This window comes from Nocardia sp. JMUB6875, from assembly GCF_041154655.1.
In the GTDB taxonomy this organism is placed as follows: Bacteria; Actinomycetota; Actinomycetes; order Mycobacteriales; family Mycobacteriaceae; genus Nocardia.
Window position 1 is genome coordinate 18,027 of the sequence record NZ_BAAFGR010000041.1, and the last position, 14,492, is coordinate 32,518.

The following is a 14,492-nucleotide window of genomic DNA, read 5'->3' on the forward strand; positions in this document are numbered from 1 at the left end:
TGCTGCACTCGAAAGGTCTGACTATGGCTACCAATACGACTCGGGGCGACTCGGCGCTCAACGCGGAGCGGCGGCAGCGGGAGTTGCGGCAGCTCGGGGACGGCGGTGACATCGATGTGCTGGTGATCGGCGGCGGAATCACCGGTGCCGGTGTGGCTTTGGACGCGGCCGCGCGCGGATTGCGGACGGTGCTCGTCGAGAAGCACGACTTCGCGTTCGGGACCAGCCGGTGGAGTTCCAAGCTGGTGCACGGCGGGCTGCGGTATCTGGCCAGCGGCGGGGTGGGGATCGCGCACGAGAGCGCGGTCGAGCGCGACATCCTGCTGACCCGCACCGCACCGCATCTGACCCGGGCGCTGCCGCAGGTGGTTCCGCTGCTGCCGAGCATCGGCACGGCGCAGAAGCTGTTGGTGCGCACCGGTTTCCTCGCGGGCGATGTGCTCCGTCGGGCGGCGGGCACCCCGGCCTCGGTGCTGCCGCGCTCGCGTCGGGTGGCCGCGGCGGAGGCGCTGCGATTCGCCCCGACCGTGCGGCGGGCCGGACTGCGCGGCGGATTGCTCGCGTGGGACGGGCAATTGGTGGATGACGCGCGACTCGTGGTGGCCATTGCCCGCACGGCCGCGCGCGAGGGCGCGGCGGTGCTGACCCGGGTCGAGGCCGTAAATGTCACCGGCACCTCGGCCACGCTGCGGGACGTGCTCACCGGCGAAACCCTGGACGTGACAGCGCGTTCGGTGGTGAATGCCGCGGGCGTGTGGGCCGATCAGGTGGATCCGAGCATCGAGCTACGTCCTTCACGCGGCACCCACCTGGTGTTCGACGCGGCGGCCTTCGGCGGCCTCACCGCCTCCCTGACCGTGCCGATCCCGGGCAGCACCAGCCGTTTCATCTTCGCGTTCCCGGCCGCGCACAACCGGGTCTACCTGGGCCTCACCGACGAAGAAGCACCCGGCCAGGTGCCGGACGTCCCGCACGCCACAGACGGCGAGATCGACTTCCTGCTCGACACCGTCAACACGGTGCTCCGAGAGCCGCTGAGCCGCAGTGATATTCGCGGCACCTTCGCGGGCCTGCGCCCACTGCTGCGCACCGGCGACAACTCCACCGCCGACATCTCCCGCGAGCACGCGGTCCTCACCTCCCCTACCGGCGTGATCACCGTGGTCGGCGGCAAGCTCACCACCTACCGCAAGATGGCCGAGGACGCCGTCGATGCCGCGGTCGCCCACGCACACCTGGCCGCGACCCCTTGCCGCACCCGCCAGCTGCCCCTGGTCGGCGCGGTCTCCGGCGCGGCCCGCGACGCCATCCAGGCCTCGCCGCGTCTGGTCGAGCGCTACGGTAGCGAGGCCACGACGGTCCTCGCCCTGGCCGAGCAGCACCCGTCGCTGGCCGCCGAGGTCGCCCCCGGAATGGATGTCACCGCCGCCGAATTCGCCTTCGCGGTCACCCACGAGGCCGCGCTGGACGAGTCGGACCTCCTCGACCGCCGCACCCGCATCGGCCTCGTCGCCGAGGACCGCAAGGCCGCCGAACCGGCCGCGCTCGCCGCACTCGACTGACCGAAGTCAGCCGAAGACGTTGCAGCCGGAGCCGGTGGAGATGCCGGTGCCCACGTGGATGTCGACGTAGGGGAACACGTCCTCGGAGTTGGGGTGGTACTGCCAGATCTGGAGGCGGTGCTGCCCGGTGGTGGTGGGTGTCCAGCGGATCTGGGCCAGTGTGCCCGACGGCCTCACGACGCCGATCGGGACGCTGTTGTCGTAGAAGACGACCGGAGTACTGGGGTCGTCCACGTATCCGTCGAGGTTGTAGCTGCATCCGGTGCCGTAGTTGCTGGCCATGCCGAAGCTGATGCCCGGGTCGATGCCGATCCGGGTGGCGGTTGCCCCGGCGGGTGCGGCCAGTCCGGCGACGGTCGCGAGCGCGGCGCAACCGACCGCGGCCGCGGTGGTGGTCCTGGTGATCGTGCCCATCATGGTTCGGTCCTCATCGGTGATGCCGGGCCCGGTAGCACCGGCACGTGCCTCGATCCTCACCCGTAGCTTCCGGCTATGGGCGGCATTGCGGCAATCTGGCGGGATCCGTGTCGCTCGGGCCGGCCAAGTGTCGCTGCGGGACGGTGTGGAACGGCCCTATGCTTGGCTGCGATGTTGTGAGCGCCGGGAGAGGGAGGCGCGGATGGGTCGGATTCCGACGACGGTCGGGTTGATACCGGGGGCGGGGCTGGTGGCCCGCTTCGGGAATGTGGTCATCTTCCTGGTCGGCGAAAGCCCTTCCACGGAACGGATTATCGGCGCCGCCGAGACCGCGGCCACGGCCGCCGATCCCGGTGCCGCGCTCGCGCAGCGCCTGGCGGCGACCGTGTTCAGCAGCGGTTCCGCGCAGCCACCGGCCTTCGGAGTAGTCGCGCCGACCGCGGGCGGGATCCTGGTTCTGCTGCGCGGCGCGGTGACGGCCGCGGTGGACGGGCCGGAAGGCGCGTACCGGATGTCCGGGGAACGCGCCATGACCTGGGCCGATGAGATCGTGCGTGACCCGGTGCGCCGCCTCACCGTCGCCGCCGACGGCGCGGCCCGCGAAGTCGCCCACACCGACCTCCGCTCCGGAATCGTGGTCGGCGGCGGATTCGTCCTGCATGCCCCGGTCTCGGGTTTGAGTGCCCCGCGCACCAGCGAACCCGCGCCCGCGGCCGCGGAGAGTTCCGCGGCCGCCCAGACTCCCAGCCCGGCACCCGAATCCGGTCGTGGCCAACCGGTTACGACGCCTCCCGAACCCGCGCCGGAGCCGGAGAACCCGCGCGTCGTCGCCACCACCCCCGCTCCCGGATCCCGGTTGGCGGGCGACGGCGGACCTGACCTCACGAAATCACCCGCGAAAGCCGCTGCGCCCGTTCCCGCTTCGAGCAAACCGAGTCGACGCGACAATCGTCCGGACCCGGAGGATCAGCCGCCGACCGCCGCCTATGTCGCGGAGGTCGAGGAGGAGCCCCAGCCGCGCGGGGCGTCCGGTCCGCCACCGCCCACCACCTCGACCATGGCCGCGGCGGGCGGTGCGCTGACGAGCACCGAGGGCGCGGTGTATCCGCTGGATCGGCCTTACGTGATCGGCCGCGACCCGATGATCGACGAGGCGGTGCGCCGAGCGGTGGCCTCCCCCATCGTCATTGCCCGCGACCGCCACGTATCGCGGGTGCACGCACGCGTATTCATCGAGAACGGCCTGGTGTACGTGCGCGATGCGGGTACGCCGGGCGGCACATTCGTGGCCGCTCCCGGCGCGGCGGACTGGGTTCGGGTCGGCCAGCGCCCGATGGAGTTGAAGGTCGGCTGGAGTCTGCGGATCGGCGAGCGGATTCTCACCTACCGCACCAACTGAGGCCTCAGCCCTGTAGCGACGACCAGTCCCCTCGCTGTAAGTCGTTGCGGGAGAACGGGTTGATCTCCTTGCGGGCGCGCACGGCCTGTTGGGCGGCGGCCACGTCGGTGGGGTGGTGGCCGAGGACGATCGCGCCGACGGCCCGGCCCTGAGAGAGGATCAGGCGGCGGTAGGACTTCTGGAAGGCGCGGTCGACGACTATGACCTCATCGCGCTGGCCGGGCTCGACCTGGCCGATGCTGAACAGTTCCAGGCCGACGCCCTTGAGGATGGTCGCGGGCGTCTCCGCGGTCAGCACCTGGTCGCCGCCGAGGGCGTTGACGGCCGCGGCCTGCGCCTGCTCGGCCGCGATGGGCCACAGTCCGAGCACGCGGTCGCGATGTTCGGCGACGTCCCCGGCCGCGTAGACGTTCGGTGCGGCGGTGCGCATGCGGTCGTCGACGAGAATGCCACGCCGGACCGGGATTCCGGCGCGCTGCGCGAGATCCATATTGGGGCGGATGCCGATGGAGGCCAGGAAGACCTCACAGGGAACAGCGGTGCCGTCCTTCAGAATCGCGGCGGCGACCGGGCTCGAACCGTCAGGATTCCCCACCAGCGCTGCGGTTTCGGCGCGATGCCGCACTTCGATTCCGGCGCGGGTGAAGTGGTCCAGCACGATCGCGGAGGCGCGACGGTCGAGTTGCTTGCTCAGCAGGCGCTCGCCACGCTCCAGCACGGTGACGCGTAATCCCAACTGGTGCAGCGCGTATGCCGCTTCCAGCCCGAGCAGGCCGCCGCCCGCGACCACCGCGCGGGTGCACCGGTGCTGCTGGGCGTAGGCGCGGATCTGGAGGGCGTCGCCCGCTTCGCGCAGCACGAAGCTGCCGGGCCGGTGCAGTCCGTCGATCTCCGGCAGCGCCGCCGCGGCTCCCGTGGCGATGATGAGCCGGTCGTAGGGCAGCACGTCGCCGGTGCCGAGGTGGACGCGCTGGGTGCGCGGATCCAGGTGGGTGGCAAGGGTATTGAGCCACGGGTGGATGCGGTGCTCCTCGTACCACTGCTCGGGCAGCAGGTGCAGGCCCTGCATGGCGGAGCGGCCCGGTATCAAGCGGGAGATGCCCATGCGGTTGTAGAAGTCGTGGGATTCGCGGCCGACCAGGTGGATTTCGCAGTCGGGGTGGCCGCGGCGCAGGAAGTCGGCGGCGGTGACGCCCGCGATGCCGTTGCCGAGGACGACCAGGCTCACGAGGGAGCGGTCGAAACTGGCCGGGCGCGTGCCGATTCCGTGGCCGGGCTCGGGGGTGAGAGCGACCCGGACGCCGCCGCCGTTGACCCGGGCGCAGCAGGCCATGCGGGTGTTGTCGGCGAATCCCAGTCGCCGCAGCGTGTTCTGCTCGTCCCCGGTGGGTTCGCAGAGCTGGCCCGCGCCTTCGAGGATGGCGACGGGGTCCGCGCCGCACACGCCCATGCGGCAGCCCGATTCCAGCGGCAGGCCCGCCCGCTCGGCGAGCTCGAGCAGGCTGGCGCCGGTCTCGGCCGCGACGGTGGTGCCGTCCATGATCACCGAAGGACCTGCCGCGGCGGGCTTTTCGGTATCGGCGCGCGGCCGCGGGAAAGGCAACAGCACCGGTTCGGCGCGGGCCCCGGTGGTCAGTGCGTACTGCAACTCGCTGACCCGCGTCCGAGCCAGGAACAGGACTGTGGCCGCCAGCACGAAAAGGCTGATCAGCCACCGCAGCCACGCCACGTTCACCCCGGTGAGCGTGTCGAACGAGCTCAGCAGCACCGGCCCAGCGAACCAGTAGAAGACGTTCAACGCCACCACCGCGTACACCGCCGCCAGCACGGCCGCGCTCACCCCGGTCAGCGCCTCGACCGCGAAGAAGACGCCGATGGCGGCCAGCATGAACACCGCCAGCACCAGATACCGGTTCAGCACCGGCAGATTCGCGTATCCGGCCAGCACCATGAAGCCGAGCACGAATCCGGGCAGCGCGGCCGCGAACAGCTTGCGCGGCGCGCTCCACCCACGCTCTGGATCGGCCATATCGGCCTGGTAGGCGGCGCGCGGTTTGAAGTCGAAGCAGTTCTTGGCGCAGCCGACGCACGGCTGGCAGTGATTGTTGGCGATGGTGACGAACGGCGTCTGCCCGTAGGCGCGCTGCAGCGGGAACAGCGGGCAGATGCTGCTGCACCAGCCGGACTTGCCCTTGAACGCGACACCGCCGGTGAAGGCGGCCAGCAGGACGGCGGAAAGCACTATGCCCGTGGCGATTCCATTGCGGTCCAGACCCGCGACCCGCGATCCGGCGATACCGAAGAACAAGGCGACGGCGATCAGATACCCGCGCCGCTGCATCCACACCGGCGGCGTCGCCGCACGCGTGAACCGGAACAGTCGCGGCAACTGGTTGGTGGCGGCCAGCGGACAGGTGTTGCGCCACAAGCCCGGTGCGATCAGGAACAGCCCGGGCAGGATCGGGACGACCACCTTGAAGAACCAGAACAGCCCGGCCGCGGGCCGCACGAACAGGGTGACGATCAACGCCAGATAGATCCCGATGCTCAGGAACCGCACCCCACGCCAGACCGGCAGCGGAATCCGGCTCGGCAATTCGGTGAAGGCGGGGAACAGATTTCGCTCCCCGCTCGGATCGATGCCGAGGACCCGGTTGGCAAGAGCCACCCACCGCGGCGGGGCCGCCTCCGCGCCGGGCGGGCGGGGCAGCGGCCCCGAAGGACCGAGCACCGTATCGGAATGCTCATGCTCGGTGACGTCGGCGGTGGGCGTGTGCAGCACCAGGATCTCGCTGCGGCCCAGCCGCACCACATCACCGGTGACGAGCTCGCGCCGCCCGGTCAGCGCCACCCCGTTGACGGTGGTGCCGTTGCGGCTGCCCAGGTCCACCACCGACAGCGCGGTCGGCGTTGGCACCAGCCGCAGATGCTGCCGGGACACCCCGCTGTCGGCCAGCACGACATTGCTGCCGTCGCGCCCGAAGACGAGCGGCCCGTCCAGCATCTGCCGCCGCGTGGGCCGCCCCCATTCCCGGATCTCGATTACCGGCCGCCCGGCCATGGTCCCACCCCTGTCTCCCCGCGACCGCCGATCGTGGTGCGCTCGTGCGTATATCGCCTGAGAACAGGCCCGCCATTACCCATTGCCGCCAACTCGTCAGGCGCGCTCACGCAGCCGTTGGATCCGCACATAGCGATATCGCTTGCCGACCCGGCGGCACCCGGTCGCGAGGGCCAGCCCCGCCGCGACACCGCCTGCCGCACAGACGATCACACCGAGCAGCGTGGGTTCACGACCCAGCAGCACCCAGGACGCACCGACCAGCGCCACACCGAGCAGTCCCATACTGATCGTCAGCCCGACCGTCGACGCGAAACGCGCACTGCCCCGGCGCAGGGTTCGCGCGTTGGATTCGGCATAGGCACCCGCGAACAGCAGGAGCAGCAGTACGCCGACCGCCGTCGCCGTGGTGGTCGCCGGTTGCTTGGCCTTGGCCGCGAATCGATAGTGCGAGGTCTCGGACCCATTGCGCGTCAACGATAGATCCGCGGTCATCGCCCCGCCCAGCACATACCGATTCACCGGCGGCGACAGCTCCCCGGACCCGCCCTGCAGCGCCGCGCTCTGCCCGCCCGCGCGCACGCCCAGCACATCCACCGACAGCTTCGCGCCATCCGCATCCGCCCCGGAAACCGTGATGGGGATCGGCTTGGACAGATCCAGGTCGACCGTCTGCGCGGCGGGATCGACACCACCGATCCGAATCATCCCGGCGGGCGGCACATCCCGATCCGCCGTCCCGACACCGAGCAGCGCGGCCCCCACGGTCACCGCCGCCAGCACCCCCGCCGCCAGGAACGGCACCCGCGGCGACGGCAGCGTGACCACCCGTTGCACCGGCACCAGATCCGCCCGCTCTACCTCCGCCAGCCGCGCCCCGCCGCGCTGAATCGGCTCCTTGGGTCGCATCCTTTCCAGCGGCACGGTCGGGCCCGCGACCGGGCGGCCCGGCGGACCCGGCCGAGGCCCGAATCCCGCCGGGGCACGCTGGGGTTGGGGCCCGCGACCGAGAGGCGGTCCCGGGCGTCCGGCCTGTGGACCGGTGCGGTTCATCGGCTGCGGTGCGCGCGGCAGCGAGTCCGCGGTGGTGGAGTTCGGGTTGCGTGGTCCGCGCATCGGTGGCGGTGTGTAGGGGTCCTGGCCGCCCATCGGGGGCGGAGTCTGCGGGCCGAAGGGGCCGATAACGCGCGGGCCGCGGGAGCTGCCGGTGGCGGCCGCGACGATGGTGTCCGCGCCGATCACCGGAATACCCACGGGGGTCAGCCAATTCGTGCCCCAGAAGTGGGCGGCGGGTTCGGCCAGGGCGACGCCGAAGGTTTCGGCGGTCTCGAAGCGGTCGGACGGGTCGGGGGCCAGGCCGCGCATGACGGCCTCGGCGATGGGCTGCGGGACGAAGGGGGCGACCTCGGTGAGCGGGACCGGTTCGCCGTAGGCGTGGGCGAAGAGCAGGGCCAGGGCGTCGGGGCCGGGCGGGAACGGGAGCACGCCCGAGAGCAACTGGTAGAGCATGGTCGCCAGGGCGTAGACGTCGGTGGCGGGCGAAAGCTGCTGGCCGCGAACCTGTTCGGGCGCGATGTAGGACGGGGTGCCGATGATCTCCCCGGCGCGGGTGACCAGGGTGTCCTCGCCGCCGACGATCTTGGCGATGCCGAAGTCGGTGAGCTTGAGCTGGCCGTTGGCGGCGAACATGAGATTGGACGGCTTCACGTCCCGGTGCAGCACGCCGCCGCGGTGCGCCGCGTCCAGTCCGGCCGCGCAGGACAGCGCCACCGCCAGCGCGGCGGTAGCCTCGAATCCCGCTGAGATGAAACGGTTCTCGACCGTCCCGCCGGGCAGATACTCCAGCACCAGCAGGCACATGTCGTCGGTCTCGACGTAGTCGTACACCGGCACCACATGCGGGTGATCGAGCGCGGCCATGACCCGCGCCTCGTCCACGAACCGCCGCCGCACCTGCATATCGTCGGCGAACTGCGGCGGAATCTGCTTGATCGCGACCCGGCGGTTCAGCCCGCGATGGATCCCGGCCAGCACCACCCCGCAGCCGCCGCGCCCGATCTGCCCGCCGACCTCGTACCCCGGCAGCGCCGCCCGCACCCGCGCCAGATCGGCGTCGGTCAGATTCGCCACGCTCATCGACCCGAGCCCCCGGCCGAAAAGCCCTGCCCCTCAGGAGCACTCCGTATCGTCGGCTCGTCCTCACCCAGCTCGATCGGCACCGGCGCGCCCTTGCCCAGGTCCACACCCCGCCCGATGGTGGTCTCACCGAACCCACCGGGTCCACGCGGCCGCACCACACCCGGCGGGGTCGGACCGGCCGGGTGACTCACCGTCGGCATCCCGCCCGAGTTCGGTCCCATGGCCGAGGCCAGCGGACCGTTGCCCGGATATCGGCCGCCGGTATTGATCTTCTGCGTCTCGCCCTCCGTTCCGGGTTGACCCGGCACCGGGAGGTCGCGGAACGTTCCGCCGGGCTGCCCGACCGGGGCCAGGTCGGGGAAGGTCCCGCCATAGGGCGGATTCGGGCCGATTGGACCGGAATTGGGTGCCGGACCGAATCCGGCTGGCGGGCTGGCGGGGAAGCCGACGGGTGGACTGACCGGGCCTGCGGGTGTGCCTGCCGGGAAGCCCAGTGCGTCGAGTTCCTTTGCGGCGGCGAGATCTTCGGGATCCAGCCCCAGGTCGTCGGACTGTCCCGGGGTCGGGGAGAGATACCCGGCCAGGAAGAAGACGGCGGCGGTGGCCCCGGCCAGCGACAGCCAGAGAGCGGTGCCCGGCACCCACCAGCGCGCCACCGAGGCGGTGAACCCGGTCATCAACCCGATCCCGATGCCGGGCGCCAGCAGGCGCAGGCCGCGCTGCCAGCGATTGGCCGAAAGCCGGTGGCGCGCAACGGTCAGGGCCGCGTCGGCGATGGCCAGCGCGGTCAGCACCGCGAGGATGATGCCGAACAGGCCGTACACCGACAGCAGCGAGCCGCGCACATCCACCACCGTGTGCACGGAGGTCAGCGGCTTCCCGTCACCGCCGATCAGCGTGAGATCGGAGCCGATGAGCCCGGTGGCCTGACCGTCGAGCCCGGCCGGATCCAACCGATAGGTCAGCTTCTCGGTCTTGCCCGCCGCGACATTCATTTCGACCGTCGTGGAATAGGAGTAGAAGTTCAGCCCGAGCACATGCCCGGCCAGATCCACCCGTCGAACCGAGACCGGATTCGCGGTGCCATTGGTCACCTCGACGACGACCAGCACCACCTTCTTGGGATCCAGGCGCACCGGATTGCCGGCGTTCGCACCTGCGATCGCGCGGCCGTCGACGGTCGCCTTCGCGCTCACGCCGCCGTCCGCGGCCGCGGGCCCGGCGCCGAGTACCACCGCCGAGATCAGGAAGAGCAGCGCCGCGATCACCGTTCGGCGGGGGGTGCGATCGATCATCGGGGCCTCCGAGCCGGGAGATGGGTGACCAGGCGGTGGCCGTAGAACCAGCCGCCGATCAGCAGGAAGAACAGCAGGACGGTCATCGTGGCCGCGCCGCCACCGACCTGGCTGACCAGCACGATGTCCAGGTCGGCGGCCAGTTTCTTACCGCACTCGGCGGTCACCTCGTGCTGGCCGATCTCGGTGTCACCCGTGGTGAGGGTGGCCTCGAACCCGCCATCGGAACGAGCCTTGGTGTCACCGGCCTTGGCACCACCGATCGAGAGACGGACATCGGAGCCGGGCTCGCACCCGCTGCCGGTGGCCGTCACCTGCGCGCCGGGCGGCACCGCGGGCGGGTTCAGCGACAGGCCGGAGGTCTGCGCCGGAACCGGCGTGGTCGTGACCGGGGGCTTGGGTTCCGCGCTGGGCGGCACGACATCGGTGGTCGGCGGCGGCGTGGTCACCACCGGCGTAGTGGGTATCACCGGATTGGGCTGCGGCTGTGGCTGATTCGGAGTCGGCGGTTTGACGCCACCCTGATCCTTGGTGGGGCAGATGCCACTCGATGGTTTCACCGACCCGTCCGGGCAGTACTCGGTCTTCGGCGTCGTCGGGCACACCCCGCTCGACGGCTTCACCGAACCATCCGGGCAATACTCGACCTTCGGCGTCGTCGGACAGACCCCACTGGACGGCTTCACCGAACCATCCGGGCAATACTCGACCTTCGGCGTCGGACAGGTCCCGCTCGACGGTTTCACGGATCCGTCCGGGCAGTACTCCACCTTCGGCGTGGGGCAGGTCCCGCCGGAGGGCTTGACCGATCCGTCGGGGCAGTACTCGGTCTTCGGCGTCGTCGGGCACGTTCCGCTCGACGGCTTGACCGAACCATCCGGGCAGTACTGGGGTTTCAGGCAGCCTTCACCGGTGCATTTGCCGTCGCTGGTGCCGGAGCCGTCGCACTTGGTCGGATCGTCGCAGTGGTTGCTCTGACCGGGCACGCCGTCGTGGGTGCCGGTGCAGTCGGCGCCGCAGCTCTTGTTCTGCGGCGGATTCGCCGTCGTGGTCGGCACTTTCGCCGGTACGGGCAGCGCTGCCGCGGGAATGGATACGGTGGTGATCGGAACGGGTTGGGTGACACCCGGATTCGCCCACCCGGTAGCTGCGGGCACGATGAGCGCGGCTACTGCCGCGAGCATCAGGAACAGATGTAAGGTCCGGGGTGAAAGTCTCACCGCGCGGGCCAGTTTCGCATGCCGGTCCCCACCGGCACGCCGACCAGAGTGGGCAGTTTTCTTCATCGGCGTGACCTCGCTTGTTAGATGGTAAGGCCATCAACGCCCCCGCCGCCTTGTCTATCGCGGTGATGATCACGCCCGTTCACACAGAAGACCGACCAGTACGGCGAACCTGATGTTTCGCGTCCTACGATGCGGTGACCGACTGGGACGCGCGTTCGCGTCGGCAGACGACGAGAGGACAATCGGGACCATGCACCGTGCCGCGCCGAAGAGTGACATCGACGAGTCCGCCCTGACCGTCACCGCGCCGAAGACCGAGGCCGCGGGTGTCAAGGCGGTCACGGTCGCGCTCGAGCGCGCGGTCGAGGAGATGGGCGTGGTGCGCACCGCGCGCACGCTGGCCCGGGTGAATCAGCGCCACGGCTTCGACTGCCCCGGCTGCGCCTGGCCCGAACCGACCGGTCGCCGTCGTCCGGCGGAGTTCTGCGAGAACGGCGCCAAGGCCGTCGCCGAGGAGGCGACCCTGCGCACCGTCACCCCCGAATTCTTCGCCGAGCACTCCATCGACGACCTCGCCGAGAAGTCCGGTTACTGGCTCGGCCAGCAGGGCCGCCTCACCCATCCGATGGTGCTGCGCGAGGGCGACACCCAATACTCCCCCATCGCCTGGGACGACGCCTACCGCCTGATCGCCGATCAGCTCAACGGCCTGGACTCCCCCGACGAGGCCGTCTTCTACACCTCCGGCCGCACCGCCAACGAGACGGCGTTCCTGTACCAGTTGCTGGTCCGCAGCTTCGGCACCAATAACCTGCCCGACTGCTCGAACATGTGCCACGAGTCCTCGGGCACCGCGCTGACCAGCTCGATCGGCATCGGCAAGGGCTCGGTCACCATCGACGACTTCTCGAAGGCCGATCTGATCATCGTGGCCGGGCAGAACCCGGGCACCAACCATCCGCGCATGCTCTCGGCGCTGGGTGAGGCGAAGACGCACGGCGCCAAGGTCATTGCCGTCAACCCGCTGCCCGAGACCGGGCTCATCGGTTTCAAGGACCCGCAGACGGTGAAGGGCCTCACCGGCGGCGTCACCATTGCCGACGACTTCCTGCAGATCCGCCTCGGCGGCGATATGGCGCTGTTCCAGGGCCTGGCCAAGCTGCTGTTCGAGGCCGAGGACCGCGCGCCCGGCACCGTGGTGGACCGCGCCTTCGTGGACGCGCACACCGCGGGCTTCGCCGAATACGAGAAGCAGATGCGCGCGGTCGATCTCGGGATCGTCGAGCAGGCCACCGGCCTGACCCGCGCGGATCTCGACCGCACCGCGAAGCTGCTGGCCGAATCGAAGTCCACCATCATCTGCTGGGCCATGGGCCTGACCCAGCAGGTGCACGGCGTGGCCACCATCGAGGAGGCCACCAATCTGCTGTTGCTGCGCGGCATGATCGGCAAGCCCGGCGCGGGCGTGTGCCCGGTGCGCGGGCATTCGAATGTGCAGGGCGATCGCACCATGGGCATCTGGGAGAAGATGCCCGAGACCTTCCTGGCCGCCCTGGACCGCGAATTCGGCATCACCAGCCCGCGCGAGCACGGCTTCGACACCGTGAACGCCATTCGCGCCATGCGCGACGGCAAGGGCAAGGTGTTCTTCGGCATGGGCGGCAACTTCGTCTCCGCGACCCCCGACACCGCGGTCACCGAGGCGGCGCTGCGCAATTGCGAACTCACCGTGCAGGTTTCGACCAAACTCAACCGCAGCCACGTCGTGCACGGGCGGACCGCGCTCATCCTGCCGACCCTGGGCCGCACCGATGAGGACATGCAGAACGGTGTGCGCCAACAGGTTTCGGTCGAGGACTCGATGTCGATGGTGCACCTGTCCACCGGCCGCCTGACCCCGGTCAGCGATCAGCTGCACAGTGAGGTCGCCATCGTGTGCGAGCTCGCCCAGCGGCTGTTCGGCCCGGACCACTCCGTGCCGTGGGCGGAGTTCCAGCGCGACTACGACAAGATCCGCGACGCCATCGCCAAAGTGGTGCCCGGCTGCACGGATTACAACGCGAAGGTCCGGGGCCGCAACGGCTTCCAGCTCCCGCACCCGCCGCGCGACGCCCGCGAATTCCGCACCGCCACCGGCAAGGCCAACTTCGCCGTCAACGACCTGCACTGGCTGCCGGTCCCCGAGGGCCGGCTCATCCTGCAGACCCTGCGCAGCCACGACCAGTACAACACCACCATCTACGGGCTCGACGACCGCTACCGCGGCATCCACAACGGGCGGCGCGTGGTGCTGGTCAATCCGGAGGACATCGCCGCGCTCGGTTTCGCCGAAGACGAACTCGTGGACGTGATCTCGGAGTTCGAGGACGGCACCGAACGCAAGGTCATCGCCTTCCGCCTGGTCGCCTACTCCACCCCGCGCGGCAATGCCGCCGCCTACTACCCGGAGACCAATCCGCTCATCCCCCTCGACCACGTCGCCAAACGCTCCAATACGCCCGTCTCCAAGGCGGTCACGATCCGCCTCGAACGCCACGTCCACACCGCATGAGTAGAGTCACCGCCCGCCGTCGTACCCTGCGTATCTCCCCCACCGGCGTCATCACCCGGCCCGATACCCTGGCGGTGGAGGAGCCGCTCGAAATCCGCACGGCCGGACAGTCGTTGACGGTCACCATGCGCACGCCGGGCGCGGACATCGACCTGGTGCACGGGTTCCTCTACGCCGAGGGCATCATCGACGCGGCCGAGGACATCGTCAGCGCCCGCTACTGCGCGGGCACCGACGAGAACGGGCAGAACACCTACAACGTGCTGGATGTGCAACTGCGCAACCCGGTCCCGATCACGCCGCGCCCGTTCCTCACCAACAGTTCCTGCGGACTCTGCGGCAAGACCGCGCTCGACGAGGTCACCACCCGCATCCGCCACACCATCCCGACGGGCACCCCGCGTCTCGATGTCCACACCCTGACCAAGCTGCCCGCCGAACTGCGGTCCCGCCAGCAGGTTTTCGACGCCACCGGCGGCCTGCACGGCGCGGGCCTGTTCACCGCCGACGGCGTCGCGCTGGCGGTGCGCGAGGACATCGGCCGCCACAATGCCGTGGACAAGCTGATCGGCTGGGCGCTGCGCGAAAACCGGCTCCCCGCACACGATCTCATCCTCATGGTGAGCGGCCGGGCCTCGTTCGAGCTGGTCCAGAAGGCCGTCATGGCGGGCATCCCGGTACTGGGCGCGGTGTCGGCCCCGAGCTCGCTGGCGGTGGATCTGGCCGCCGAATCCGGCCTCACCCTGGTCGGTTTCCTGCGCGGCGAGACCATGAACGTCTACACCGGTGAGGACCGCCTGGCGCTGTGAGCGCGGATCGTCCCACCGGGTGAGGCAGCGGGG

10 protein-coding genes are annotated in these 14,492 nt (G+C 70.2%); 5 read left to right on the forward strand and 5 right to left on the reverse strand.

The genetic code is table 11. The features are described 5' to 3' along the window. Nucleotides 1-23 precede the first annotated feature (23 nt). Nucleotides 24-1,562, forward strand: coding sequence for an FAD-dependent oxidoreductase (locus ACAM49_RS13085; RefSeq protein ID WP_369635741.1), 1,539 nt, complete (start codon nt 24-26; stop codon nt 1,560-1,562). Between the two features lie 6 nt (nt 1,563-1,568). Here ACAM49_RS13085 and ACAM49_RS13090 read toward each other — a convergent pair whose 3' ends face one another. After that, nucleotides 1,569-2,039, reverse strand: coding sequence for a hypothetical protein (locus ACAM49_RS13090; RefSeq protein WP_369635742.1), 471 nt, complete (start codon nt 2,037-2,039; stop codon nt 1,569-1,571). Between the two features lie 142 nt (nt 2,040-2,181). Here ACAM49_RS13090 and ACAM49_RS13095 point away from each other — a divergent pair, with 142 nt between their 5' ends. Beyond that, nucleotides 2,182-3,378: an FHA domain-containing protein gene (locus tag ACAM49_RS13095; protein ID WP_369635743.1), complete on the forward strand. Its 1,197-nt coding sequence runs from the start codon at nt 2,182-2,184 to the stop codon at nt 3,376-3,378. 4 nt (nt 3,379-3,382) lie between these two features. Here the strand turns inward: ACAM49_RS13095 and ACAM49_RS13100 are convergent, their stop codons facing one another. The 4 genes from ACAM49_RS13100 to ACAM49_RS13115 form a co-directional block, all read right to left on the reverse strand. Next, nucleotides 3,383-6,439, reverse strand: a complete 3,057-nt coding sequence (locus ACAM49_RS13100; RefSeq protein ID WP_369635744.1) for an FAD-dependent oxidoreductase — start codon at nt 6,437-6,439, stop codon at nt 3,383-3,385. Nucleotides 6,440-6,535: 96 nt separating this feature from the next. Next, nucleotides 6,536-8,575: a protein kinase gene (locus tag ACAM49_RS13105; RefSeq protein ID WP_369635745.1), complete on the reverse strand. Its 2,040-nt coding sequence runs from the start codon at nt 8,573-8,575 to the stop codon at nt 6,536-6,538. Beyond that, the gene (locus tag ACAM49_RS13110; protein ID WP_369635746.1) at nt 8,572-9,873 is read right to left on the reverse strand and encodes a hypothetical protein; all 1,302 of its coding nucleotides are present in this window, start codon (nt 9,871-9,873) and stop codon (nt 8,572-8,574) included. Before ACAM49_RS13110 ends, ACAM49_RS13105 begins: the two co-directional genes overlap by 4 nt. Beyond that, nucleotides 9,870-10,433, reverse strand: coding sequence for a hypothetical protein (locus ACAM49_RS13115; RefSeq protein ID WP_369635747.1), 564 nt, complete (start codon nt 10,431-10,433; stop codon nt 9,870-9,872). Before ACAM49_RS13115 ends, ACAM49_RS13110 begins: the two co-directional genes overlap by 4 nt. On the opposite strand from ACAM49_RS13115, the gene ACAM49_RS13120 reads away from it, so the two are divergent. The 3 genes from ACAM49_RS13120 to fdhD all read left to right on the forward strand — a co-directional run bounded on the left by ACAM49_RS13120 (nt 10,414) and on the right by fdhD (nt 14,459). Then, nucleotides 10,414-10,851, forward strand: coding sequence for a hypothetical protein (locus ACAM49_RS13120; RefSeq protein WP_369635748.1), 438 nt, complete (start codon nt 10,414-10,416; stop codon nt 10,849-10,851). The two genes, ACAM49_RS13115 and ACAM49_RS13120, sit on opposite strands and share 20 nt — an antisense overlap. 498 nt (nt 10,852-11,349) lie before the next feature. Further along, on the forward strand, nt 11,350-13,650 hold the full coding sequence (locus ACAM49_RS13125; protein WP_369635749.1) for an FdhF/YdeP family oxidoreductase: 2,301 nt from the start codon (nt 11,350-11,352) through the stop codon (nt 13,648-13,650). Beyond that, nucleotides 13,647-14,459 (forward strand): formate dehydrogenase accessory sulfurtransferase FdhD, encoded by an 813-nt coding sequence (gene fdhD / locus ACAM49_RS13130; RefSeq protein WP_369635750.1) that lies wholly within the window; start codon nt 13,647-13,649, stop codon nt 14,457-14,459. The genes ACAM49_RS13125 and fdhD overlap by 4 nt, the downstream gene beginning before the upstream one ends. Nucleotides 14,460-14,492: the final 33 nt, after the last annotated feature.